Here is a 26,454-nt window from a genome sequence, read left to right as displayed (position 1 = left end):
TTTATTTATCCCAATATTTTTTTAAGGACTCACGATTCTTCTGCTTCGTGATGATTGTCTTTTTCGAAGAACTTTCCGTATAGTTAATTCCTTGTGACCCAAATTCAAGATAAATGGCAATTCGTCCCATTTGTTTTGTTTTTTTCCAAAATGTAAGCGGATTCCATTTTTTAAACACTGGAATTTCATAGACGCGTACTGCATTCGCGGGAGTTAGATTGAAGTATCCTGCAACAACAACAATTTTCTTTACTGCTGCCATGCGAGCAAGCGTAAAGGTTTGTGTCATTCCTGGCGCAATAAAAAAGGTTTGAATATGGACTTTCTTGTTCGTTTGCGTGGTGTTATCTGCTTCCGTATCACCATCAAGCAATTGGCTGATCCCTTCCGCATTTACTATTTGATTTTGTACATCTTCTATTTTTTCGACTTGTACTACAGCAAATTTCAATGTGTGCTTTCTATGGTCATATTGGTTCAATTCCTTGCTGGCCACAGCTCGAATAAGGATGGCATTATCTTGGTAGCTGCTTGCTAACTGCGGCTCTTTTTCCTTTCCACCTGTCGTGCATCCACCGATCATCAGAAATAAAATACAAAATATTATTCTTAGCATGACGTTAATTTTATTATCCTTAACATAAGATGAGCGTTAATTAGTAACAAAATGAATATTTATTCCATAGTATCAGAACTCTTTAGGAAACAATAGATCCTCTATAGGCTTTCCCGAAGCTAAAAATTATAATTCAATCAATGAAATGAAATCGTAATTACTATTCTAAGTTTGATTATTTAAGCCAGTAACGTATTTTAAACATGTCTATTTCTTTTTGTGGTGACAACCAACTAACAACTCCTAAAATACTTGTAGTCTCACAGGTCAATTGTATCGGTTTGAAGCAACCTTTGTCTAAAATGACTTCAATAAAATAAGAGAATGGTTCTTTCACATAGAGTTGCAGGAGTAATTTTAATCGATTTATATTTTCGGTATTTGCTAAAAATGTAGGAAAAATATCCGCTCTTAACGGACCTATAGAAATGAGTAGACTATTGCTGTTCGATTTATACTGACTACCCAAATATGCAGTTTTGCTTAAGCAGTGGTTTTCTTTGCCTATAAGACAATATTGCTCTTCAGGTATATCTTGCATGGAGCGGAAAAATGAATGGACATTGAATGGTACTTTGAAGTAATCCGTTAATAGGCTCTGTAAACTCCAAATTGACTTGGTATCAGAGACCCAATGGCTGGCATACCGCAAGAGGTAATTGTAATCAGGTATTTTTTCTCGAACCTCTTTGACTGCCAGTCCAATAAATCCATAAAGTGCGTCTTGATAGAATTCATTATTTTGTTCTGAATATTGTTCGAATAGTCTGTTATTTGACCATGCATCGTACAGCAGTTTATAAAGTCTTTTATGAAGAATATCAAGTAAGCATTTCATTTCATCAGAATCCAGATCATTATCCTGGATTAACTGTTCCGTATAAAATGTGGGTAAGGGAGAGGTTGTTCCATAAAGACTAAAAAAAGTGGCGGTCAGTGTAAATTGATTGTTCTTTTGATTTTTCTCGATCTCATGAATATCTGTTTTAGGAAAGGCCAAGCTTAACAAAGGAATGATATCTAATGAGCCTTTAAGCCCATTTTTTGCTTCATAAGCCAAGAGATGGCCGATTAAGCGAATAGCCTGGTAAAAATTAAAACTTTTAGGCTCAGTGAGTAGTTTATCTAAGATATTAAGCTCGGGTTGTTCAACCTCGGTTGCCATTTCCATACCTCTTTAGTTCTTGCATTTTGCAAATGTAATAGAGTAAATGTATTAAAAGGAGCATTTGATCCGAAAAAAGCATCCATTATGCAGCCAAATAAATACATATCTCCAATGCATCTAAAGCAATCAGGGTCACAGATTAGGGTGATATGCGATCCTGGGATCATTTCCCCATAATAGAGGCGACGTGCTTTATCAACAACTATATTTTCGATCCCTTTTATCCGGCTCATATTCAATTGATAATTTTCCCCTTTTTCATAGATATATAAATTAAAAATATGCTTCAGGTGATTTTTATCTAAGAGTTGGAGTAAATTAAGCGCTAATAAGGACTGAAAGTTCCAGATTAAACCGCGATCATAAGTTGGGACAAGGAAGGATGATGGCGGAATAAGATTAGTGTAAGTCAGATTCTCAGGTGAGCTGTCCGTAGGTAAAAAAATATCCCCTTTATCCAGGAGTCTGGTTAAAGCGCCATTACTGCATATGAGTTCAATAGATAGAGTTTCATCAACAGGAAACTCCTTCTCAAAATCATAAAAAAAACTAATATAGGTGTTTCGACCCGGTCCTGTCACAGAAGGTCGGTGATGATAAATATATTTATAATTTAGATTGAGCTCTTGATTAAAATTTAATAAGTGATCGTATTCGATGCGTTTTCTTTCCTGTTGGCGATAACCGGTAACCTGCTTTACATCATAGACTGAATAGTTTTCATTGAAATCATTACTGGGAATAATTTGATAGTCAGGTTGCTTATGATCAAGGTAAATTGGTTCTGCATGATGAGAAAATAAATTAATTATGGGTACAGCATGCAAGACCAATTGAAAATTATCTAAATTAGCCGCCCATGGAGGTACTTCTTCTAACTCAAAATTGATTTTAAAATCAAATCCATCCGTGTCTTTTTGCCATTGTTCCAAGCCGATTAAACGAAGAAATAAAAATTTATAGGGTTGATGGAGATACTCATATAAAACTCGATGAGGATGATGAATGTTGGGAGGTGCTGGGTATAAAGTTTCTTCATTTTCAAATGCACACGGTTGTAGATGCTCAGGTGATAAAACCAGTTTATCTTCTCCAGGTGCTTCAATTGTAATTCTGCGTACGCATCGCTGAAGTAAATAAAAGGTATTGCTGGCATCATGCCAATTTTGATTAATAAAAAAGCGTAGGGAAGATGCTTGCCAATTTTTCAATGTGATGCCGCAAAGATGACAATTAATTTCGATCTGGCTTATGCCACTTATGGTGTCTTGAAAATTAATGTCTGTAATTAGTACCGGTTCAACGGTGATGGGTACTGTTGTGCGAAAGAGGCACCTTACATCATTAATCGGGATTGATGCTAATTCAGTCCCTTTAGGCACTATGAGGGCTTCTCCCAAGTTAGCCTTAGGAATAAACTGAATCACTGACGTGCTTGGTACTGGTTTTGAGTATTGAGAAAAAAATAACTGCGTTAAATCATCTACCATGCCAGGTAGTTTTTCATCAATTACCATCCGCACCTGGCTCGTAAGAAAAGCAACTCCTTCCAGGATGCGCTCAACATCGGGATCAGTACTTTGCTCTCTGAGCAGTGGGGCAATTGCAGGATAATGCTCGGCATATTCTCTTGCGAGTTTTCTGATTTTATTTAATTCATTCTGGTAGTAATCGATTATCATGTCTCTACCTTGATTTACAACGTAACAAGTACGCGCCCTTTACTTGTTAAAATAGTAGTAAAAAAAACCTTGAGGCCATCATATGATTGATTCAAATGCGCTAAAATATCACAGGTAATGATTTGCTTACCTGGATCGATTAAGATTTTAGACACTTGCACAGACTCCAGGCGCGGTTCATAACGAAGAATGGTCTTCTCCAAATGGGTCCTCAGCTCTTCTTGATAGGCAAATGAATAATCCTCTACAAGAGTCGGTAATTCGGATAGTCCATATTCTCTGTCAATCGGTGCGCTACCTTGTCTTGTAGATAATATCTTTTCAATATGGTTGCGTATGGATTCAATTAATATCGATGAATCCATTTTGGCTGACAAAAGAGCCCCTTGACGAGCATAACGACGTACTCGTTCAGTTAAACGCTCAGCTCTCATTAACCAACCCGCATTAATTTAGTTAAGTCCCAACCGAATTCTTGATTATTCTTCTTATCCATTACCTTATAAACTGTTGGACGCATGTCCACAATGAATAATGGGCCTGCTGGATGCGAATAGGCATAATCTACTTCTAATACTTTGGCGTTTTCCAAGGTGATCTCGACCGCTACTTCAACCTCGCCTGAGGCACTGGAACGAAGGCAATGGATGAGGGCTGTATTTATATTTTCACCTGTAAATATACTTTGAGTATGAGGTACAACGCCTGCTTGATCCCATAATCCGGTAAGGCGAAAATATTTGCAATCGGGAACGCCAATAAGTTGGTTTTGCGCATCGAATGCTCGAGTAATGCGTTGTTTGAAGTCCAGGAGAGCGACCCACCCCTCATATCCTTTTACAGTACTGCTTCCTTTGACAACACCTGAGGCTTGAGTGGTTATTTTTGCCATTAACTTATACTGAGTTCTGGCAACTTCACTGTCTGGGAGTATAGGTAACATGGCTATGTCATGTCCGTCACTTTCTCTTGAAGCCACTTTTATTCTCCTTGTATAAGATCTAGACTACCAGTTAATTGGAGTGTGATATACGCCCCCATGAATTTGAAATGAGGACGAACAATTAATACACATTTATACCATCCAGGTTCACCAGGAACATCTTCTACATTTACTTTGGCAAGCCTTAATGGTTTTTTTGCTCTGACTTCGGGGACTGGATTATCCATATCAACAACATAACCATTAATCCAGGTATTCAATTCACGTTCGATATCATCACGTTCTTTGGCTAGACCAATTTTTTCACGTTGTATTACCTTTAAGTAATGAGCAAGCCGGCAAATTATAAACATATAAGGAAATTGTGTTCCTAAACTATAATTTGTTTGTGCTGTTTTGCCTTCAGGGGTATCTGGAAAATGTTTCGCCTTTTGGATTGAGTTGGCAGAGAAAAAGGCAGCATTATCTGCACCCTTACGCATGGTGAGTGGAATAAATCCTTGTTCAGACAATTCATACTCACGTCGTTCTGATATGAGTAATTCCGTTGGGATTTTTAATTGAATTTCACCCATTGCCTCGAAAAAGTAAGAAGGTAAATTCTCAACAGCCCCGCCACCTTGGGGACCAATAATGTTGACGCACCAACGATATTTAGCGAAACTCTGAGACAAGCATCCAGCAAACGCAAAAGCACTATTGCCCCAACAAAAAGCATCTTCACCAGAACTTACATTTTCCTCGTAATTGAACGTGCGCACACCATAAGAGTCCTTACCATAAGGCATCCGCAACATAAATCGAGGTAAAACCAGGCCTATATAACGTGCATCTTCAGATTCACGCAGGCTGTGCCAGGGAATGTAAACAGGGCTTTCAAATATTGCTTCAATGTCATTCAAATGTGGCAGCTCAGACATGGATTTGATGTTGAAAAACTCCGGGCTTGCTGCGGCAATAAACGGAGCATGTGCCATCGCACAAACTGCAGCGATATTTCTGAGTAAGGTTACATCTTTGTAACTTGGACCAAATGAATAATTTCCGATGATTGCACCATAAGGCCTACCACCAAATTGTCCGTATTCTTTCGTATAAACTTGTTTATACAAGCCGGATTTAGGGATTTCAGGTGCATCAATGAAATCATCAAAAAGCTCATCTTTTGATACATGAATGAATTCGACCAGGCTGTTTTCGCGGAAATCTGTGCGATCAACTAAATACTTCAAGCTGCGCCATGCTGACTCAAGTTTTTGAAATTCAGAATTATGGAGAATTTCATCCATTTGGGCCGATAACTGTTTATCCAGACTTGCGATAATATCATCTACCAAAGCAGGAGTTACAGTTTCATCAGTAAGTTTGCTTTCGACAATATTGTCGATAAAAGCGAGCAATCCTTTCTGAGTGAGGGCATACTGTTCCTCATCATCAGTAATATTCGTTCCAGCAAATAATTTTTGCAGCGATTTTTCTTCTTTCTTCTTAGCGTTATCTTGTGCATCAGCCATGGCTGTCTCCTTGATTCAGCGACTCGATACTGCTTATTTTTTGTCTTTAATTTCTTTGACCAGCTCTTCGCGTGCTGCGGAATCTTTGATGATCGCATCCAATCTGCGTCGAAACTCTGGAATATTGCCAAGAGGCCCCTTCAGCGCTTTTAACGCCTCACGTATCTCAAACAGTTTTTGTAACTGAGGGACTTGATGAAGAATTCCATCTGGATCAAAATCTCTCATTGTTTCGAATTTTAGATCAACACTTACGGTATCGTCTTTGTTTTTACTAAAACGATTTGGTACGCGAACGGATAATTTGACGTCGTGTTCTTTTAGCACATCATTAAAATTATCTTTATTGATATTTACGGTGCGGCGTTTTTCTAAAGGGGTGTTTATTCCGCCAGGATAGAACTCTCCCAGAACGAGTTGGCGTAAAGGAAGTTCAATTTCCTCTTCAACACCTTCAATGAGGGCTTTATAAACAATATTAATGCGTTCTTTAGGAGCGACAGACTGTTCCTTATTAGTCATTTTTTATTTCCTTATCAAAGGGATGATAAAATAAAAAAAACTTCTCATATATAATTTAAGCTAGCATAAATCTCCAAATTTGCAAAATTATTCGATGTAATTATCAATTAATTAAGTGGCTGAAATTGAATATAAATCTCGATCGCGTCAAGTAGGTTCTGAAGTGTCTATTAGTCCTCGTCATATTTAGCTTCATATTTAGGGATTGACATTCCTTGGCCTAATAGTTGGTACTTCGCCGCCAATGATGTAAAATAACCCCCATAAGATATTGTTGGGTAAATAGCCGATTGTTTTGCTATCGCTATGCCTCCCTTGACTTTTTGTATTCCGGTCTGGAGTGGCTTCAACTCTGATTTAAATGCGCTACCCATGTCAACAAACGCCTCGGTTGTAGCAGTAAACCCTTGTTTGGCAGAACTCCATGTGGCTACTCCCGCCGCGTACAGAGGCGAACTTTTTGCTGCCTTCATAGCTGCATCTGCCATAACCTGAGCCATTGCAACAGCTTTTAAGGGGCCTGCAGGTTCTCCACCTGTAGCACCTAATTCCATCATAGGTCCACCCGATATATTGCCCAATATATTGACGTCAGCACTTGCTAAATTTATTGTCGCATCAGTAGCCAACGTGATCGCCGCTTCTGATACAAGATCAATAGTAGGGGCGGTGATGGTAATTCCCTCTTCAGTGATGGTAATTGAAGAGGCTCCCACGGTAAGTGAAATAGATACCTCTGCTTCCTGCATAATATCGGGAGCTGTTTTCAAACTTGTCGAGGTATCTTGTTCATATCGCCAACCACCGCCTAATTTTACTTGAAAACCCGATGTAGAGTCGATTATTGCACCAGTTCTTGAAACAAAATCGAGTCCGAGCACGGAAACGGAACGAGCACCATAGCAAGAGTAATAGTCAGCTCCATAAATGGTGTTCGACGAGGTGCCCGAAACACTCATCATATGATCTCCCCCAATGCTCACCGCGTGATGATTAGCTATATCAGTAACCGAGTTTTTTCCAATACTCTGATATACGTTATTGTCTGTTCTGAGACAATAACCGGCATCTAATTGTGAGTTAAATACATTATCAGTACCGAGTACCATCGTCGTATTATTGTTCGTTGTGGAAAATTGTATCCCTTTTGTCTTACCATCCTGTTCGTTTATGATGAATACATTGTTTTCTTTTGTGTACAGCCCCATATAATTTTGGCTATTAGAGGTAATGATGTTTCGATGAGTGGAGTTGCTCACTGCCCCAAGTATAATCGGCAAGTCTGGATTACCAAATTGAAAACCGATTACCACCTCATCGCCTTTACGAAGCGGCATATCAAATGCGTATTGATCGCCAATGTATGACTCCATTTTCCGCACCCAGGCAGAGCCTTTTCCTGGACTGTCATCACTCATTGCAAAGCGAAATTTATACATTCCTTTGCTATTAATTTGTACCGTATCATCATTTCCTTCATGATCAATAAACGCAGGAAATAAGCCATGAATACGGGGGATACTCTCCTGTAGGGCAGTTCTGTAAGCAATCGATTTATCAATGGCTCGATATTCGCATTTGAAATAATCCTCGGGAGAATGCTCTTCTCCTGAATGAATGGATAAAAATGAACCTTTTTGTGAGCCACTGTAGGTACTTTCAATAATCAACATTGGAATATTTAATGAGGCGATTTTGAAATTTTGGTGATGAATTATAGTACCTGGAATGATGAGCGAACCTGAAGAAATGCCTGTTAGAATTTCTTTTGTACATTTATAACTTTCACTAATAAAATTCGCGATTTGCTGGTTTTCTTTATTACTTTTAACGTTTTCTGTCCAAAACGATACTTCGCCAGAACTTTGTGGATCGATTATCGCTTTCGAGGTATAGGGTTTGGATGATTGTGCATGATTGTATGATTTTACCGTGACTTTCTGTGGAAGTGCCTTGGTGGTAAGTTGAAAATTATAAACTAGATTTGCAGTGGGGTTCTTTTCACTGGCCAAGGTGTAGGACTGATAATAAATTTCGTTAATATCCTGGTTGTTTTTCAGCGTTGAGTTGCTGTCTGTAATCACCAGTTTTTCGCCATTTTTATCTTGACTAAAATAATAAAATAGACCCTCACGCTCCATCCAGCGTGAAATAAAATTCCAGTCCGCTTCATTATACTGAAAAATAAACGCTTTGGGCTGGTGCTCCATCATCAAATCTAATTCAACTTGTGTAATTCCATTTTTATCTAATATCTTTTTAATAATCTGGGGAATTGATTTCTTAAGAAAAATTTCATTTTGTTTTGTATGTAGCAAGCGATTAACTTTGGGCATTAGGCTAATTTTGTACCTATAGTACTCATCGATCCCATCAAGCTGTGTAAAGGATACAACCTCTCCATGCAAAGGAGTCGTTCCACTTATTTTTTTAGGGAAGATTAATTGTGCTTTTTGATTGATTACTTGTTTTGCCAGAATTAAACTTTTGCTCACAAATTCTATATTAAACTGATATAACTCAGAAATAGCCTGTTTGCCTTCGAATTCTAAAACAATGATCTCGGACGTGTTAGCTCCTGGAATTTCTAGTTGAGGCATCACTATTTGGGTTTTCATTAACACTCCTGTGCCTTGAAATGGTTAGGACTTCTAATGATGATGACAATATCGAAGTACTCTTGCGCCTGTCAAGCCGCATACTTTTGTTAATCCAGTTGATTCATTAATATCACTTTTTTTAATTTTACAACATTGACAATAAATTTTTCATCCATCATATTGTCATCAACTTGTTAAAGTTGATGTGCCGCATCAGGATTACTCTTCAAAGATGAAGATACTTAAAGATAAACCACACACGCTTATTACGTTCAACCACCGCCACAAGGGTAAACCGCAGTTAGCAGTTACGATTATGGCCATGTTTTCCTTTTCAAAAAGTGGTGAATTTCTGAGTTATGCGGATTTTTGGAAGGTTGCCAAAAAATCATTTAACTCCAGCCAGGGCGAATTTATCGATTTATACATGCCCAAAAAAAAAGCGGAGTTTTTTGTCAAAGGGTCTTGTTATGCCTATGACGACAATACCAGTACAAGTTTTGTTAAGATAACGCTGGATGGCATGCAAAAACAATTAACTGTTTTTGGCGACAGGCAATGGGTAGAAGTAGAATCAAACTACCATTTATCTAAACCAGCTTGCTTTCGTAGTATACCGATTACCTTAACGAACGCTTTCGGTGGTAAGGGACATGATATCAATCCTGATGGTACAGGATTTATAACAACCGGTGCCTTCCATGAGATAAAAGTGCCAAATGTTGAGGTACCGACACAACTGATAAAACAACCATCTGATACCCCTCAGCCGGCTTTATTGCTACCTCACTCACCTACGTGCAAGTACCAACTGGATAAATTTGGAACGTTTAACGAGGATTGGTTGTTAAACGAACGTCCTTATTATCCTGCTGACATTGATTGGCTTTATTTTAATCGAGCAGAAGCAGATCAGCAAAATGAGCATTACTTTAATGGTGATGAAGTATTTACTTGTACCAATATGCATGCTGAACAATCAATAATTAAAGGCCAGCTGCCTGGTTTGCGTGTACGTTGTTTTTATAAACGCATTGACAGTCCGGAGAGTTTGAGCGAATTAAATCTAAATTTGGATACACTCTGGTTATTGCCCGATGAAGAAAAAGGAATCCTCATTTGGCATGGTATGCTTGATACTCAGGATATAGCCGCCAATGATATCGATTTTATTTACAGCGTTAGTGAATTCTTAAATGAACCGAAAAAGGATATCGATTATTACGTTAAACTCCGCAATAAACCCAAAGAAATGGCTATGCAAGCCAAACCCAGAGAATCAAGAACCAGGGCCCGATCAGCTCCCCCGATTGGACTCGGTTTGGATTTAGATAAAGAGTTCAAAGAGATTGCCAAAATTTTTCATCCGGGAAAGAGCCTGGAAGAAATTGAAGCGGCAAAGGTTTTTAAAGGAAAAACCCCACAGGAAATACTGCAGGAAGTAGCGCAGTTTTATAAAAATCAAAATCAACCGGTACCCGTATTTGATAAATTCACTTTTGCAAATGCTCAAAAGAACATAAACCCACAGCATATAAACCATTTAGACTATCTTAAAAAACAAATCATCAACAATGAGCTTCCAGAAGCGAAACAATCAGAAATATTAAAGCAGCTTGAACAATTTAAACAACAATTTGCACGCTTGGAAAAAGCCAGTGCCTTTACACAATTTCGCACTGGAAAAGCTGGAAAATCAGCTTATTCACGAGAAGATATTATTCGAGCGTTCCAAGAAGGAAAAGAATTTTCCAGTGAAAATTTGGCGGGTATCGATTTATCCGACTTGGATTTATCAGGCATCAATTTATCAGGCTGTAATTTAAGCGAATGCAATTTGACCCGTACCCGATTGTACAAAGCGAACTTATCAACAACAACCCTGATTAATACCAATTTATCCGAAGCAATATTGGTCAATGCCAATTTATCCCAGGCTTTAATAAAAAATGCTGCTATAAATCGAACTGATTTTAAAGAATGCGACATGCATAAAACACAGCTTGAAGGGTGTTCAGGAGTTGAATGCAATTTTTCTGCAGCTTTTTTAAATTATGCCAAACTTAAAAATTGCCAGTTTAATGGAAGCTTATTTGTCAGTCTAAAAGCCAATTTTCTCGATATTTCAGACAGTCGCTTTGATTCGTGTAATTTTTCTGAGGCAAGGCTGCAATTTGCCAATATTAATAGATGCGTTTGGATAAATCCCAATTTTGTTCAAGCCGATTTATCTCATGCACACTTTGATGACACAAAATTATCCAATGTGAGCGGGAACAATGTCCTTGCCCCTAAACTCTCACTAACTAAATGTACTATCGATAATCTAATGATGGAAGATAGCAATTTGGAGCATTTGAACTGTAAAGGAACAATTATTTCTAAGTGTCGCTTTTCCAACTGCTCATTGCCTGGTTTAAACCTGATGAATGCCCAATTAACTCGTGGCGATTTTGTAAAATGTGTGATAACGAATTTGCGGGGTAATGACCAGACTCATATATCAACTTGCAATTTCGAGCATTGTAATCTGAGCAAAGGAGCAATATTAGGCGGCCATTACGAGCAAATTTCTATTTGCGAATGTGATATCAACTCATCCCAGTTTATTAATAGCACTGTGAAAAAATCAAATTTCAGCAAATGTAACGCTAAAAAGTTCAGGTTTGTTAATTGTAAAGTGGACTCCTGCCTCTTTAAGGATATCAATTTCTTTCAAGGGATTTTTCACAGTTCAACATTTGAAAATACTGAATTTAACCATTGTAATTTATACAGCATACCGTTTACAGACTGTCAGAAAAATAATGTAAAAACAATGGATTGTCTAGTGAGAAACATTTCGTTAAAACAAGAAGAGTCCTTATGAACGCGGAAGAATTAGCAACTAAACTAGCCAAAAGAGAACTAATTAAAGACGTGTCACTGGACTCCATAACCATTGATCATATTGAATCACGCCGTGCTGTGTTTTTGAACGTCGTGTTTAAAAACGTGGTGTTTAAAAACGTCCAGTTTGTTGCATCCGTCTTTGAAAAATGTCGTTTTGAACAGGTTACCTTTGAATCATGCAGCATGCAGTTATGTACCGTAATTTCCTCCACAATCAGTCAACTAAGAAGTCACAAGTCCAGCTGGACTGCTATGGATTTCAACTCCAATGAGGGCTCTATTGATATTCGTGCGACCGAATCGGATTTTTCTAACAGCAAATTTCGTGGCCAGGCTCTTAAAAATTGTGAGTTCATTAACTGTAATCTGACGAAAATCAATTTCTCAAAATGTGATTTATCCCAAGGTAAATTTATAAACAGTACGATGGAAAAAATAACTGCAAAAAACTCAAAATTTGTTGCAGTCCTCTTTGAACAGGTCAACTTGACGGCGGCAAATTTTGAAGCAAGCGAATTTAATCAAATTCAATTTGACCGTTGTAATCTGCATAGAAGCTTATTTATTGAGGCTAAAATTCAGGAAACCGATTTTTCAATCGCATCTGAAACAAAACACATCAATTTATTCAAAACGACTATAAAAAATACTAGGTTTAAAGGAATGGACCTGTCCGCAGCGTGTCTTCAGGAGGCTCAATTAGAGGGTGTTGATTTTTCTCAATGCCAATTAAACCCAAGTAATTTTAATCAGTCCAGGATAATTAATTGTCTCTTTGATTTTGCTAACTTAACCCAGTCGTTATTTGAAGAGTCGCAAATAAATGACAGCTCATTTATACAAGCCGAACTCAGTTATGCTCGATTCAATAACAGTTCTTTAACGGCTTGCAATTTCGCTAAGGCAAATTTAAATTTAACCTCGTTGCATCATATTACCGAAGTTCGAGTCAATTGGGAGCATGCTGCTCTTGATAACGTACTAAACACAAATCCAGAATTATTGGAAGCAGAACAATGGTCATAAAATTAAGGAATTCACCATGCTTGAATCTGATGTAGCCAGTATAAGTACCAAAGGCGAGTTGCTGAAGGGGAAAATTAAATTCTTTTCAGATGACACATACCATATCCTTCTTCAAGGACAATTGGTTAGTGCTCAGCCAGCTTTTTCCTGTTTACTAACTCCTTTAGTTGATGACGAAGTCTTACTATTTAAAGACGCAAGTAATTATTATATTTTGTCGATTATTCATCGTCATCAAGCAGCCGCTTTATCGATTAAATTGGGAGACAATTTAAGTCTGGTCGGCGAGAATAACCATTTAAAAATTCATGCACCGACGATTAGCCTGACGGCAGATGACACCATTAATTTAAGTGCATCATCACAGAATATCGATTGTGATACGGGGAAGTTTTCGATAATACATGCTCACTTTCGTGGAGAAGAGTTAAAATTTTCCTATCAATCACTCAAGATGATTTGTCAGTATATACAAACAATTAGTGACACAATTAATACCCAGGCATTACGTGTTTATCAATGGGTAAATGAACTGGAACATCAATTCCTGGGTCGATTAAGAACCATTGTGAAACACAATTATCGGATTGATTGTGATGAAATGGAAATTCATGCTGAGGGTGATGCTAAAATTGCTGCAAAACAAATTCAATTAGGGTGAACAAATGACAATGGCGTGTATGATGGGGGGCGAGGTACTCACTCCCGGTCCGATTGATCTATGCAAAATGCCTCCTCGAGGTGTTCCTAATCCTTTTATGAATATTGGTACTTGGCTCATGAGTGTGGATTTCGTCCCGGTCGTATTAATCAATTCATCGCCAAGCTGTAATACAGGAACCATTATTCCCGAATCAAATGGGGATCAGGCTGGGACTATGGGAGGAGTGATTTCAGGAACGTTTATGCTTATAGTTACGCCCTTAACCGGTGCTTTTAATGTACTTATAGATGGCTTGCCTGCAAATAACCTGGGTATGACTATAACTTTTTCAAATGATACAAACACATCAGGGCTCTATTCCATACCTTCACAAACAGATGTGATTGCGCTCTGATGTGAAATGATAATGTGCTTTATAGTGTGTCGTCCCTATATCCCGTGGCCACCCTCGGGATATAGGAAGGGAACAAGCCAATTAAAAACGCATAGTTAACTGTTTTTTATCGTGAATAGCTGTGTTGTTAGGCTATCAAGATTGTTGTCACTGGGTTTAAAGAATTGTTGTCCGGAAGATGTTGCTTGCTTATTTAAAAACTCTAAAAACTCATTCATTAGTGTTAATTGATTTTTAAAATCTTCTTCCAACAGAGGATTCGCTACGCGTTTTTCTTCAAATATCTTAATTGAGAGTTTAAGAGCCTCAGCTGGTTCAAGCGGGCCATTTTTATCTTGATAGGCACTTAACTCAGAAGAAATTTCACTTTGAAGGGCAATAAAAGGTAAATGATTCTCTATGGCGGTATAAAGACTGAGGGTAAATAATTGTTCTAATTGTTCTTTGAGTTCAGGTTGATCTCGGGCAAACTGGTTGAGGAATGCATTCTTTAGTGTCATAAAGCCAGTTAATATTTGTCCCATAGAATGTTGTTTGGAGATTAATGGCCGATGACCAAACTGTTTTAGATTTTCAGCAACGTAAGGATAATAATCGGCACTTTGCCCGCCACGAAATTGCATTATTCCATCACTATAAAGCCAGGTAGTCAATTGATCTTGGTCTAAAGAAGTGGTTTCGACAACCTTTTTTATGAATGCTTGCATTTCCTTTTCATAAATGCTGAACTTAGAGAATTTGGGCATGAATGATCCTTATTCATCAAATTTAAAAAGCGAAGACTATATAAAATACCAACAGTGGTAAAGAATTATTTTCTGGACTTATGAAAACCCCAATCGCTTTGTTAAACAATGTTTTTAATTCGGTCATTTAGTTCTCAACTCCCTTATTTAAAAAATTTTTTGCCTCGACCATGGGTTTCTTAAGTCCTGATTTTATAAAAAGAGAGACGCTACATGTTGGTTTGATTGACTTGGATTTATCATTAATCTATTGAAGTTTAAATATTTTTATTTATAAATACTGTTTAATTTGCTCGTACAGAGAAGTATTTATTCCTATATGAAAAAAGCCTGCAAAGGTATGCAAAGGGATATCCATTACGTGAGCAAAAGTATGATAGATGGAATTACTATTGATGGTTGCTGATAAAGGTATTTTGAATCCGCATGGAGGATAATTAAGATCCAGCGCATTAATCGTCTTAACTGCTTTTATTCCTTGTAGCCAGCGTTGGACACAATCTTCTTGTTGATACACCGTGTGGTGTGCATGAATCGGTAATGCAAAAGTACCTGTATGCAAGCCGTATTGATTGGCAAATTGAGTATCATATGCAATGCAGTAAGCTCTTAAGCTATGATCTTTATTGTATCCAATAGGAACGATACAGCCATTTTTTCTCGAAGTGGCAAGGCCATGTAGTTGGGCGACTACGGTATTACTTTCAATCGCTCTTAAAATCCAAAAATCATGAACAAAACGATTTAAAAAAGGGATTGGCAGCCGAAACATGGCTGCTTGAATACAATATCCTTGCATAAAGCGCTCTCAAGCAAACTGGCCTATACTAAGATTTTAGTATAGGCGCTATGCTACATTTTAGTATCGCCTGATTCTATTTAACGTAAGATGGATCCTTTAGTTAAATCAACGGATACCGAAGTGGGATCTTGCAGGGTATTTGTTTTAAAAAAACCATGTTTTTTTAATGATACACCGACTTCAATATCAACAATCGGTTCACCTTCCGAACTGTTATCGATGACTGGATCGTGCTCAAAAGTTGGGTTGCGAAACATTTCTACGTCAGATTCGCATAAGCTATCGCTTTCTGAAATGGCTTCAATTTCTGAATCGTTATCAGTTCCGGAACTTAAATCAATTTCAGGGTCTATTTTTTTCTGGCTTATTTTTTTGTGTAATTGCTCATTTAAGTAGTCGGCAATTTCGGTTTGGCCACTCGTAAGAGCCTTCCTATACGCTATTTTTAGTGATTCCTTTTGCGGTGAATTGATAGCAAGTTCACATAAATAGCGAACAATTTCTGGTTGTTTGGATTTAACTGCTGATTTTAACGCTTCCTCGATAGCACGCTGATTTAGTGAGTTCATTTGATGACTACATAAATATGTCACGATGTCCTGTTTGCCCCCTTTAGCCGCAAGTAAAAAAGCATCTTTAATAGCTGCTTTGCTCGGCCGATTCAGGGATGAACGACATAGAGTCATTAATGTTTCCGGTTGATTGCATTTAACTGTCCAGTTTAATGCTTGATTCACCGCATTTTGGGTCGGTTTGTTTTGGGCTGTCATGGAACAAAAAAATTCTACTAGCGCTGACTTTCCTTTTTTTGCAGCCGTTATAAGTCCATGATTTACCAAATTTTGATTTGAGGAATAAGTAGGCGAGTTATATAAAAAGGTAACAACTTCCATATGCCCATTAATGATGGCCTGGTCAACGGCCTCTTCAAACCCTGCTCGCACGAATGTTCCAAGTAGGTCATGCAAGCATCGAACTAAGGATAAATGACCGGCTTGACAGGCTTTTAAAAAAGCTTTCAGGATGACAGTTGGTCGTGGAGCATTTGTTGATAAATTACAAAGTCGTTGTATTGCCTCCATGTGCATATTGTTTGCGGCATGGTTAAATGCTTTTTCAATAGCAGCGAGAGAGGGGGCATATTGTTCTGAATCTGCAATAAACAGAGCAATATCCCAAAATCCCAATTCGATTGCTGAATGAAACAACTTGTTGATTATTGATTGGTTTGGCATCTTGTCTGCAGAATTATAAAAATATTTAACAATATTTAAATTGCCATTATTGATGGCTTGATTAAGAATTTTACTAATTTCTGTACTAGAGGGTTTATAATCGTAAATGCTTAGGAGGCTCTTTATAACGTTTAACTGACCTTGCCCTGCTGCTAAAAGCATGATTTGTTCGAGCTCGTCCTTATTCAATTGCACTTCATCGATTTGACACAGATGAGATACAACGTTCCATTGGTTTTCTTTTGCTGCGGTAATTATTGCTTTGTTAAAATCGTCCGGAACGATTTGTTGTTCCAAAAGAGTGATTAAGCCAAGATTGCCATATTTTGCTGCTTTAAGAAGGATGGTTTTCCCTTCATATTCTTTTTCTACCCAGTTAAGTCGTTGTACTGGAGCACTTTCCAGCTTTTCAATGATTTCCTTTCGGATTAATTCATTATCAATAGCGGCGAGAATTTCAATAAGAACACGCTCGTACTCACTTACTCCATCCTCTGGAGTTACAGGAGGTAAAGATAGCGCTTCAATAAAGGCATCCAAATCAAACTGGTTCCCATGGTGAAAAAAAGCAGTTTCAGCGATTTTTGCCTGCAAGGCATACTTATGATTGAGGTTGTATTTTGGTTGCGGTTTGATGAGTTTAAATACGTTAAGTTTGCGAGTTGCTTCAAGCCAAATATCTTCGATAATCTGATAATTGCTGGCGCTAAATGCACGGTCGGCAACTTGTTCTACTATGCAATCAGTGACACGTTGTTTTATTTGTTCGCTTTGTTGAGAAAGTATCACGTCGCAATCCGGGTATCTTCTTAGCTGAAGCAATAATTTTTCATCTTCTAATAGAAGAGGATGTTGGACAAGATTATCGATAATTGCTTGGAATACGAGTTGGGTAACAGGACCTTTTTTCTTCGATAGGAGCGAGAATAATGCCATTAATTGGAAAAGAGGTTCAGGGTCAGACGTATGCTTTTGAGTGATTTGATGGATAAATTCAGTAACATTTTTTTCGTTGATGTATTCAGAAAGTTTTGGTTTATAGGGTAATAGATAAAATACAGCTCCTTCATTATTGGATAAAAGCTCTTGTGCATTTTGATCGTCAATTAAATGAGCTAAATTTTCCAAGATTGCGGGGGAGGACTCGCGCGCAATAATATTAATAAGACTGGGGAGTTCTTTTGAGAGCATTCTGGCTTCATTCAGGGTATGGCCTAAGGCCTCTAACCATGTTGCATTGTTATGCTCTTCACAAGTGATTACAGCGGCGATTAGGAATCTTTGTCCAAACAATTCATGTAAGGCTGAAAAATTCGTTGCAGTTAAGGAAAATTGTAACGGCCATTCCTTTTTAGGAATATTCTGAAGTTCTTGTTCTCTGAAGACTCCATCGAGTGTATAGTTCTGGAATCCTCGCTCATCACTACCCGTTTTTTGGGCCTCTTCCACAAGTAACTTGGCTTCCGAGAAATGATTGAGCAAAGCATATAAGTAAACAACTTCACTGTCTTCAGAATGTAGCGTAAATAAATTGTATTTCAAGAAATCATGAAGTAAATAGGTTTGCAGAATTTGTTCTGGGCTTACATTGCGCTTTAATAACCAGAGGATTAATGCTGCGAACTGCTCTGTATCACCAACCCAATCTCTGCATAATCCAATAATTCCCAAAGGATTCTTTTGGTTGGATAACTTGTTGCTCAAATGCTTTAAATAGTTTTCAACTCGTCTCGTTGCGTCATTAAATTTCTGTTGATGCAACGCAGTTTCAACACGGCTTTGAACTTCTGGGAAATCTTTGAATAAAGCTTCATTTTGTTGATAAAAAGCAAGTGTATTGTCCTTGTCATCCTGCAATAAAGCTTCAAATAACATATTCAATTTAGCACTTGCAAATGGGGTTTCTTCATTAGATTTGGCCAGCAGGTATTTTAGCGTAATTAAATATAAAGAGTCTTGCGGAGCTTCATCAAATCTTTTTCTGCAAAATTGAAGATAATCCATGAATAAGATGTGTTGTTCTAACTTACTGATATCATCGCCTGGATCATGGCCTTGTAACTTGGCAAGACGGACATTACTCAGAAGCATACGGTTTTTCTGGTTTGCTTGGATTTGTTCCATTTCGAGAAGATCTCGAGACAGGATTTGATTGGATAGATGAAAAATCTTTTCATCGCTTTGAAGCCAGTTAAATAGCTTAGTGATCATCTTTTGGCTCGAAAGGATAACGTAAATATAAGATGTACTACAAACGATCTTGAGTCAAGATGTTATTTGTACTTTTGGCTCTCAATTTGATCTGAGTGGTATTTGAGTGCCAGTGTTGCGAAAAAAAATATTGATGGGTGAAAAATATGGCAAAGGGAGCGTTATTATGCCTGTAATCGTTAACTTTATACGATTGAACAAAGAGCTCGTGATAAGCATCTTCATGGATAAGATGTGATCAAGAGACCGGGGCAATCCGAGGCACGTAGGTGGAAAGAGCAATTGTCAACACGCCCTAAATTCCACTCGTATTTCGCCAGATAGTTATGCTAGTCCCTCGCTCTTGTAGCTGTTAGAATTGCTGCATTTACAATCACATTGCAATATAGTGTACCATTTAGCAGGAAAATATATGAAATCTAAATTAGAGTGGAAAGATAGGCCTCAAGAAATAAAATCAAAAATAACAGAAGCATGGGATAATTTAGCGAATCATCCTAATGATTTGTGGGTATATTCGGGAAGTTCTCATTACTATTTATGTGGTGTAGATGAGTTTTTGCTAATAAAAAATATTATAAAAAACAATCCTGAAAGGAAAGAGTTCTATCTTTTAGACATCGGCGCTGGCGATTTTTCACTTAGTTCTTATTTAACTGAGCAAATTAACGATTCCCAAGAAATTCCAAAGGATATTGAAATTAATATTATTGGTATTCGCGGGGAAAATTATGAAGGTCCAGAACTAGAAAAAATAGGCATATGCAACCTATATAAATTTGGCCGCTTTCAAATAGAAAATTTGACTGATGAATTTAAGTTAAGAAATCTTCCATTGACTCAAAAAGTAGATGTAATTTTATCTCGATGGACTTTCATTCACTTAGTAGATGGAGTAGGTACTTTGTTACAAGCCTACAATCTTTTAAAACCTTTTACCGGAATTTTACTGGCTGATGGCTGTTATTACCTACGCAATAATAAAAACCCTTCAGACTATGTTCCAGAGGATATGTGGCATCTACTTATTGAGTTAGAAGTACCTTTTCTTATTCGACCATATGATTTAGGCGGATCTTTAGATCAATTTTTGATTAGAAGAAAAGATGACAGAGAATGCGAGTTACCCTATCGTTATACAAATATTCAGCCCATATCTAAATCATCTCAATCTTACTCAGGATATGTAGTTTCGTTTGAAACTCCTAGAGATATCATCTTGGACGATTCTAATATGAAAAGATGCCAGCTTAGTGGAGATAAAGAATTATATGGGTATATTTTTGACGCATTAGATACCAATCCCAGATTTCGGCTAAAATACACAGGGGAAATTTTAAAATTAGATTACAAAGAGCAGAAAGATTTATTTATTAAAAGTGAGCGGCAAGAAATAACGAGTGAAATAACAACCACAAATAATTATTCTCCCCTTTTATTTAAAACTAAGTCTGGTAGTAATAAGGATACTGGCATGATTAAAAACCCTGACCTGCACCCAAATTCATCTGTGGAAATAACTTTCTAAAAGTAGCTGTTCCGCAAGAATAGGTGTATTTCGCCAAACAGTTACAAAAAAATGAAATTTTATTCTTAAGTGTTGTAGCAAAAAAATTCAGGGGCCTATGAAAAATGGAATAAGTCTGATTAATGGGCGCATAATCAGACTTATATGCAGACTAATACGAGGATAGTAACCACATCCTTGTGGTATAGCGTCTTCCATGATGCTATAAACTCCTTTTAAGACATCCACTGTCATTCCTCGTTGTATTTAGCATAACAAAATGTTTTAAATTATCATCGTCTTTTTATCTCATATTCGTGTAAGAAATTTCTCAAACTGAGATAAAATGGCAAAAGAACAAAATGTGCTGAGTGTCAAAATGCAGGTCTTAAGTTTTTTTCCATTTCGTTTAACTCAAAGTGATCCAGGGGAAAATTAATTGTCCAGGGTTTTATTGGCAAAGGTACACTTCCGGTACAGTATGCTTCTAAGGCTTCAACTGAAACATGCTTGATGTCGAATTCGGTTGCAAGTATTTGGTGGCCTTCTGCAAAACTGGTTATCGTTTTCTGTGTGTATTCCGTACTTTCATTTGCAGAATATTTTAACTGTTTGGATTGTGCATCCCAAATTAATGATTTACGGCCATGTTCCGTAATGATTCCAATTACAGTTTTAGAGTCGCGAATGCCAATTGGTGCTGGATGTCGACCCAGTTTGAGTAAATTCATTGCTGCTTGTTTTTCACTAATAGGAACTAAGTCTGTCTGCATCAAACGAAACCATCCTAGTCTGGTTTTTTTCTCAAGAACATGAACGTTATCAATAGAATAAAACTTATATTCATCTTCATTTTGCGAAATTGACTCATTGGTTCCTGTAATGGGTACTGGAAATCGAGGGGCTGAAGAACCCAACCCTGGATCGAGAAGGAACTTTTGATCGTCAATTTGGACCGTTAATACAAGATGGGTAGGGGGAAGCTTAAGCAGTTCATGGTCGTTGGGAGTTGCTCCGAGCAGGACTCGTGCAGCGCAAAATGTAACGTCATACCCCAGCTGTGATAGTGCATCAAATAATAATGCTGCTATTTGAAAGCAATATCCCCCAGGTTCTTCAGAAAGTAAATTCTTATAGCAAAAAAACGATAATGAATTTCTTTGGAGAAGATGCTGTTTGGAGATTTTTCGTAATTCAAAATTTGAGTAAGGAAAAGTCTTAACATGAGCCAAATAGATAGAATTTAAAAAATTAATTTTTTCCTCACAGGCGGCCTCACCTAGCGATGGGGGAACAATAACTTTTACCTTTTGCAGATATTCTTCTAAATTGATTTTGTTCATGATTAAGGTTCTTGAGGTAACTTGCTCATTAATAATGTTACTTAATGCTTTTGTTTTATTCCAATAAGAATTTTTTTAAGTAAATCCCCGCGTCATCCCGAACCCTCGCGCAGCGAGGGTGAGGGATCTCCTGTCAGGTGGAACAATTTTTAAAGAATCGATTGATACAAATCATTCCACTCTGGGTTCAATGCATTAATCAAATCATGCTTTTTTTTTCGTGACCAACCCTTGATTTGTTTTTCTCGTTCAATGGCTACAATGATACTCCCACAAGCTTCATAGTATACCAATCGATCCACGTTGTATTTTTTGGTGAATCCAGCAACTAGCTTATTTTTGTGCTCATAGACACGACGAATCAAATCATTGGTAACGCCTGTTGTGGGATAGGTTTATCACCCTATCGGTGCCTGCATCGTAACAGGACCTTCGTTTCAAAAAGTTCCAATTGCTCATAGGCCATTTTGTTAAATGGAGCAATGGAAGCCGTCGTTATCGGCAGGTTATACATATCCCTAAACATCTGCTGAATCCGATCCTCTGGTATCAAGTGCTGGTTTTCTTAAGCCATCACTGAATGGTGGTTTTGAGCTGTTGCTGCTGTTCTTGTTTAAACGTTTTTCCAGCTCTGCTATCCTTGCCGCCTGTTGCGTCACTCTCTTTTCTAGTTCCGCAATCCTAGCCAATAGTGTGCTGATGATTTGTTCGTAGTATTTCATGCAGCTATTTGATCACAACCACATAATTTTTGAAATTTTTTTTTACATGACTGTATCCGAGATACATCGCAGGAGATCCCTCACCCTCGCTGCGCTTGGGTTCGGGATGACGTGGGGAGTTACTTTTTTAACTGAAAGTGCTGAAAAAATAAATAGGGGGAGCAGATAAAAGTTTTGCTTATATTTTTCAATTTAATTTTTTAGCTTTGTGCTGGACAATTTTTTAAAAAACAGTCTCTTCAAGATTAAATCAAATTCAATTTGAGAGCTTTATTTTAATTTTGGAATTAGCTAGCAAATCATCCAAGATGATCTAAGCCCAATCGGAGAAACTATTTTTGGGTCCTTTTTGATTTCATAATTTTTTAAGAGGAATAGGTTTAATAGATGCGTTCCATTCACCAATACGATGAGCTCAGGCAAACCCCAAGGCCAATTCCTTCTGTTTATAGCTAAAAAAACCTTATCTTTATTAAAAAATAGAGTCCATACCCTGAGTGCGATCCTGGTGAAATCCAACTTAAATTTTGAAAAAGAAACGGTATTTCTTTTGAGCGGTAACAAACCCAATTTTTTTAAGCGGCTCCAACAATACATTAGGCTCATAATTTTAATTTCTTCTTAAGGATAAATGGATGTATAATTTGACATCAATTCAACCACCGATTTGGTAAAAATGCGCGGCAAAGTTTTTTATACACCCGAAGAAGAACAATCCATTACTCGTATCCAAAGCACAATCCGAGGAAGACTTCATAGAAAAAAATTTGGTATTAATCATGCGCGAGATGTGGATTTGACTTATGAATCTACCTGGTTGGTTGGCAATGATCCTAAAATAGAAGGTCTGGAACCCTATGTAACTCCAATAGGAAAAATTGCTTTAGTTGGAACTTCTGGCTTACGATCGCTTGGTTTAATCTGCGAGCTTGCTAATCAAGAGAATATACCCAAGCTTATTATTGTGGATAATAGTATCAAAGTTATTCGTTTTTGGAGGCTACTGAGGAGCTTGGCAGAGAGCGTTGCCCCAAAAAATTTTCAAGCGTCTTTTAAGTCTTTTTTGCAAGAACATCCCTCCCTATTTAGAACTATTTCTGAAATAAATGCCCCTAATATTAAGTATGAAAATCAAGATCCAGTAAGTTATATGAATAGCTTGATAGCTCAGTATGGTTTGGATTATGTGTTGTCTGTAATCAAAAGCATGGTAATAATTGGTCAATCATGGGCAGAATCAAGTTTATTTATAGCCATAGGTAATATCTTAAAATTGCATGGAATAGAAAAAGCCTACACCTATCCTTCAAATATTGAGGCTTGCGTAGATGCTACTACAAGAGCGCAAGTTGCGAATAGCATAAAACTATTTAAACCTTGTTTATCCATTGCATCGAATAATCAAGCTGGGATGCCAACCAAGGTTTTTCTTAAGATACCTGAGACGATAGAACAATCTCAGGTATCGCAAATTTCATTGGCTAAGGTTCAAGAAATTATTGACGATGAACTTTACCGTGATTTGATAGCATCTAGTGCCTATTTGAAAGTTAATATTCAGAAACTACTTAATACGCTTTTTTCTTCTATTTCTGGGCACGATAACAAATTATCCTTGATATCAAATAAAATATTGGGAAACCTGAACGCAGCATTCTCAAACATTAAGGGAATAACTCATCCTGATAAACAAAAGCAAATGATTAGCTTATTTTTAGGGGGAGTTATTTTTGCCATGGCTTGTGACGACTTAAAATATGGTTATCGTTGTAACGATGAATTTAAAAAATATATTGTACACCTTGTTTCATCTGTGCGAGAAGAACCAGTATCTAATTTACATTATATTCTTGGCGACGAATTGTTGTATGGCGAAGCTCCCTCTTTTTTACAAGAAGTTGGTAATAAAGTCCTCTCAAATTTGTCTGGGGCTTTTCTTTGGAATCTCTTTAACCAGACTTTAGATTTGGGCCTTGGTACAAAAAGAACTTTTTTGCCTAAGCTTGATGCTGGTAATCTAGCGTTGTTACTTAACTTTTGTGAACAACATTCAAATAATTTAGAGAGCATTGACTTTGAAGTCAAACCTTTTGCTACAGAATTAGGATGCGGCAAATAATTTGTTGATAGGAAAGAGCATCCTCATATGCCAGGCACGGCAGTGTCCATATCTGTCAAGACACCTTAGTGTTAAATAGATTGTTTATGTGTTAGAAAAAAATATTTTAAAGATTAACTGCGCAAGAATCGAGTAATCGATTTTGAATTACCTGAAAAAGCGTTGAAGTCGTTTATAACGAGAACTTATTTCCGTTTTCGATGCAAAAGTCCTGCGATTTCACTTAAATTGACTGTGCGAACTACAAATAAAGCCAGTAGCATGAGTGCAAAACAATCTAATCTGGCCTTGTTCCAAGGAAGATTTTCACCTAATATTCTCTTCAACTCGCTGATTTTATTCATATAATCCTCTTTTTTGGCGAAAAGAATCATATAAAATGACTTTAAAATCAGCGAGTTATTTCTTATTTTTCATCTCTCTTTCAAAAATTGTCCTCTGCAAAGATTTTTTAGGTGAAATTTCTCTATGTTAATCAATCCTTAAGCTTCCTTGTTTTACACTGGAGAAAAGTCAAGAGGAGACTACCATGTCAAACAAGAAACTATCTGAACGTTTAAATCAAGAGCTTGATGAGCTTGGAGTTCCTGCCCTAATGACAGAACGCGTACACGTATGCTCTAAACTGTTCCAATTACCTAAATTTAAAATTGAAGCCCTATTACATGGCGTCGTTGCTGTGGATTCTAATTCCATGCAAAAAATTGCCAATGAGCTTGAGGTAAGTATGGATTGGTTGTTTGGTGAGGCCAAAGGAGAAACAGCACACTAGCAACATTTTAGTAGCCCAGAGACCTGCAGACTCTGGGCTATTCATTAGCGCTTGTGCATGACCTGCATCTTTTGCTTTATTGCTGAGTTACAAATGGTTCTCTGACGCTCATTTTCCGTCATGTAAACTCCGTACCTCGAGCCCTTTGCAGCGCTCTGTTGACTAAGGTTTCACTAAGAGCGACTCATTAGGCAATACTCCGACAGAGGCAACACCCTGTTCAGATAACCAACGGTTTACTTTTTTGCAGTTGGTATAAACAGGTAAGTCGGTACACATTGCAGATTGATGTATTTCTTCTATTAATTCGTTAGATAGAAAATGCTCGGGATAATTTTTTTGGAGATGGATTTTCAGTTTTTTTCCCTTGTCGGATAACCAAAATCCTCCATCCAGGGATGCTGAAATACAAATTTTTTGAATGTCTCCAAAACGTGAAAAATTAATGAGCTTATGCATCGAGTGCTTTCGTATGTAATGAGCGGTATTTTTACCAAAAAATTGAGTTTTGCTATAGCGCTCCTTAACAAGCGCATTGGGTTTGATTAACCAATTAGAGGAATGTCGATCGTTTTTCTTTTCTAATATCCCACCAAAAAAAAACCAGGTTCCTGCATAACCCGAATTTCTGCCAGTGGATTGGTACCATGGAGTGTTATTAATCACCGTGATCAGGCGATAATGATCTTTTTTCCACAAATTTATTGCGATCATGTTGTGCCCTTGATGTAGGCTTTTGCTAGAGCTGTTCTCTTTAAACTTCATTGAAAATGAACTAGTTGAGTGATGAATGTAACGATAAGCCAGACAGCATGTAGGTTGCCATGCTGCCATCTAAACCCCGTGACGTATTCCTGAATCTTCTACACAACCCTGAAAAACTAGCCCATCTCCATTCAGAGATACCGCGGGTACAAATGTGATCAAGAGACATGAGGTATCCGCGGCCTATGGGCCGAATGGATCAATAGTCAAC

At 37.5% G+C, this 26,454-nt stretch carries 22 protein-coding genes and 1 pseudogene; 7 read left to right on the top strand and 16 right to left on the bottom strand.

All coding sequences use genetic code 11. From position 1 onward, the window contains the following. Nucleotide 1: 1 nt before the first annotated feature. The 8 genes from BW930_RS05000 to BW930_RS04965 all read right to left on the bottom strand — a co-directional run bounded on the left by BW930_RS05000 (nucleotide 2) and on the right by BW930_RS04965 (nucleotide 9,063). Nucleotides 2-616, bottom strand: a complete 615-nt coding sequence (locus BW930_RS05000; RefSeq protein WP_058467060.1) for a type VI secretion lipoprotein TssJ — start codon at nucleotides 614-616, stop codon at nucleotides 2-4. A gap of 175 nt (nucleotides 617-791) precedes the next feature. Then, nucleotides 792-1,781: a type VI secretion system baseplate subunit TssG gene (gene tssG / locus BW930_RS04995; RefSeq protein ID WP_058467061.1), complete on the bottom strand. Its 990-nt coding sequence runs from the start codon at nucleotides 1,779-1,781 to the stop codon at nucleotides 792-794. Continuing rightward, the gene (gene tssF / locus BW930_RS04990) at nucleotides 1,742-3,466 is read right to left on the bottom strand and encodes a type VI secretion system baseplate subunit TssF (protein WP_058467062.1); all 1,725 of its coding nucleotides are present in this window, start codon (nucleotides 3,464-3,466) and stop codon (nucleotides 1,742-1,744) included. The genes tssG and tssF overlap by 40 nt, the downstream gene beginning before the upstream one ends. 14 nt (nucleotides 3,467-3,480) lie before the next feature. After that, entirely contained in the window at nucleotides 3,481-3,900 is a 420-nt protein-coding gene (tssE, locus tag BW930_RS04985) for a type VI secretion system baseplate subunit TssE (protein WP_058467063.1), read from the bottom strand. Then, entirely contained in the window at nucleotides 3,900-4,445 is a 546-nt protein-coding gene (locus BW930_RS04980) for a type VI secretion system tube protein Hcp (protein ID WP_058467064.1), read from the bottom strand. Before BW930_RS04980 ends, tssE begins: the two co-directional genes overlap by 1 nt. Before the next feature lie 2 nt (nucleotides 4,446-4,447). Continuing rightward, on the bottom strand, nucleotides 4,448-5,923 hold the full coding sequence (gene tssC, locus BW930_RS04975) for a type VI secretion system contractile sheath large subunit (protein ID WP_058467065.1): 1,476 nt from the start codon (nucleotides 5,921-5,923) through the stop codon (nucleotides 4,448-4,450). 33 nt (nucleotides 5,924-5,956) lie between these two features. After that, nucleotides 5,957-6,445 carry a type VI secretion system contractile sheath small subunit gene (gene tssB / locus BW930_RS04970; RefSeq protein ID WP_058467066.1) on the bottom strand — a complete coding sequence of 163 codons (489 nt, stop codon included), beginning with the start codon at nucleotides 6,443-6,445 and terminating at the stop codon, nucleotides 5,957-5,959. A 170-nt stretch (nucleotides 6,446-6,615) separates the two neighbouring features. After that, on the bottom strand, nucleotides 6,616-9,063 hold the full coding sequence (locus BW930_RS04965) for a type VI secretion system Vgr family protein (protein WP_058467067.1): 2,448 nt from the start codon (nucleotides 9,061-9,063) through the stop codon (nucleotides 6,616-6,618). Nucleotides 9,064-9,277: 214 nt separating this feature from the next. Here BW930_RS04965 and BW930_RS04960 point away from each other — a divergent pair, with 214 nt between their 5' ends. The 4 genes from BW930_RS04960 to BW930_RS04945 are packed head-to-tail and all read left to right on the top strand — an operon-like array spanning nucleotide 9,278 to nucleotide 14,021. Continuing rightward, complete coding sequence (locus BW930_RS04960) at nucleotides 9,278-11,914, top strand: DUF2169 family type VI secretion system accessory protein (protein WP_058467068.1); 2,637 nt, start codon at nucleotides 9,278-9,280, stop codon at nucleotides 11,912-11,914. Further along, nucleotides 11,911-12,963, top strand: coding sequence for a pentapeptide repeat-containing protein (locus BW930_RS04955; RefSeq protein ID WP_058467069.1), 1,053 nt, complete (start codon nucleotides 11,911-11,913; stop codon nucleotides 12,961-12,963). Before BW930_RS04960 ends, BW930_RS04955 begins: the two co-directional genes overlap by 4 nt. A 16-nt stretch (nucleotides 12,964-12,979) precedes the next feature. Next, nucleotides 12,980-13,624, top strand: a complete 645-nt coding sequence (locus BW930_RS04950) for a DUF3540 domain-containing protein (RefSeq protein WP_058467070.1) — start codon at nucleotides 12,980-12,982, stop codon at nucleotides 13,622-13,624. Between the two features lie 4 nt (nucleotides 13,625-13,628). Beyond that, nucleotides 13,629-14,021, top strand: a complete 393-nt coding sequence (locus tag BW930_RS04945) for a PAAR-like domain-containing protein (RefSeq protein WP_082647061.1) — start codon at nucleotides 13,629-13,631, stop codon at nucleotides 14,019-14,021. 95 nt (nucleotides 14,022-14,116) lie between these two features. On the opposite strand, the gene BW930_RS04940 is transcribed toward BW930_RS04945, so the two are convergent. The 3 genes from BW930_RS04940 to BW930_RS04930 form a co-directional block, all read right to left on the bottom strand. Beyond that, complete coding sequence (locus tag BW930_RS04940; protein ID WP_058467072.1) at nucleotides 14,117-14,767, bottom strand: hypothetical protein; 651 nt, start codon at nucleotides 14,765-14,767, stop codon at nucleotides 14,117-14,119. Nucleotides 14,768-15,038: 271 nt separating this feature from the next. Then, nucleotides 15,039-15,566 (bottom strand): hypothetical protein, encoded by a 528-nt coding sequence (locus BW930_RS04935; protein ID WP_058467073.1) that lies wholly within the window; start codon nucleotides 15,564-15,566, stop codon nucleotides 15,039-15,041. An 80-nt stretch (nucleotides 15,567-15,646) separates the two neighbouring features. After that, nucleotides 15,647-19,015, bottom strand: a complete 3,369-nt coding sequence (locus BW930_RS04930) for an ankyrin repeat domain-containing protein (RefSeq protein ID WP_058467074.1) — start codon at nucleotides 19,013-19,015, stop codon at nucleotides 15,647-15,649. Nucleotides 19,016-19,427: 412 nt separating this feature from the next. Here BW930_RS04930 and BW930_RS04925 point away from each other — a divergent pair, with 412 nt between their 5' ends. After that, nucleotides 19,428-20,543: a hypothetical protein gene (locus BW930_RS04925; RefSeq protein WP_058467075.1), complete on the top strand. Its 1,116-nt coding sequence runs from the start codon at nucleotides 19,428-19,430 to the stop codon at nucleotides 20,541-20,543. Between the two features lie 353 nt (nucleotides 20,544-20,896). Here BW930_RS04925 and BW930_RS04920 read toward each other — a convergent pair whose 3' ends face one another. From BW930_RS04920 to BW930_RS17505, 3 genes and pseudogenes are all read right to left on the bottom strand, one after another. After that, complete coding sequence (locus BW930_RS04920; RefSeq protein ID WP_058467076.1) at nucleotides 20,897-21,865, bottom strand: arylamine N-acetyltransferase family protein; 969 nt, start codon at nucleotides 21,863-21,865, stop codon at nucleotides 20,897-20,899. A 149-nt stretch (nucleotides 21,866-22,014) separates the two neighbouring features. Next, a pseudogene (locus tag BW930_RS04915) lies at nucleotides 22,015-22,248 on the bottom strand (GIY-YIG nuclease family protein); the annotation flags it as partial. Between the two features lie 135 nt (nucleotides 22,249-22,383). Continuing rightward, nucleotides 22,384-22,587 carry a DUF6444 domain-containing protein gene (locus BW930_RS17505; RefSeq protein WP_139325577.1) on the bottom strand — a complete coding sequence of 68 codons (204 nt, stop codon included), beginning with the start codon at nucleotides 22,585-22,587 and terminating at the stop codon, nucleotides 22,384-22,386. 796 nt (nucleotides 22,588-23,383) lie between these two features. Here BW930_RS17505 and BW930_RS04905 point away from each other — a divergent pair. Next, entirely contained in the window at nucleotides 23,384-24,706 is a 1,323-nt protein-coding gene (locus tag BW930_RS04905) for a hypothetical protein (protein WP_131756841.1), read from the top strand. Between the two features lie 185 nt (nucleotides 24,707-24,891). Here the strand turns inward: BW930_RS04905 and BW930_RS17110 are convergent, their stop codons facing one another. Then, nucleotides 24,892-25,050, bottom strand: coding sequence for a hypothetical protein (locus BW930_RS17110; RefSeq protein ID WP_154668513.1), 159 nt, complete (start codon nucleotides 25,048-25,050; stop codon nucleotides 24,892-24,894). Nucleotides 25,051-25,235: 185 nt separating this feature from the next. Between BW930_RS17110 and BW930_RS04900 the strand changes: the two genes are divergently transcribed. After that, a complete protein-coding gene (locus BW930_RS04900; protein WP_058467265.1) occupies nucleotides 25,236-25,478 on the top strand; it encodes a hypothetical protein in 243 nt (80 codons plus the stop codon). Nucleotides 25,479-25,640: 162 nt separating this feature from the next. Here BW930_RS04900 and BW930_RS04895 read toward each other — a convergent pair whose 3' ends face one another. Then, nucleotides 25,641-26,312 (bottom strand): hypothetical protein, encoded by a 672-nt coding sequence (locus tag BW930_RS04895; protein ID WP_238587832.1) that lies wholly within the window; start codon nucleotides 26,310-26,312, stop codon nucleotides 25,641-25,643. Nucleotides 26,313-26,454: the final 142 nt, after the last annotated feature.

This window comes from Fluoribacter gormanii (assembly GCF_900156395.1).
GTDB classification, from domain to species: Bacteria; Pseudomonadota; Gammaproteobacteria; order Legionellales; family Legionellaceae; genus Legionella; species Legionella gormanii.
Note: the sequence above shows the minus strand (reverse complement) of the source record. Positions and strands in the feature narration are given on the sequence as shown.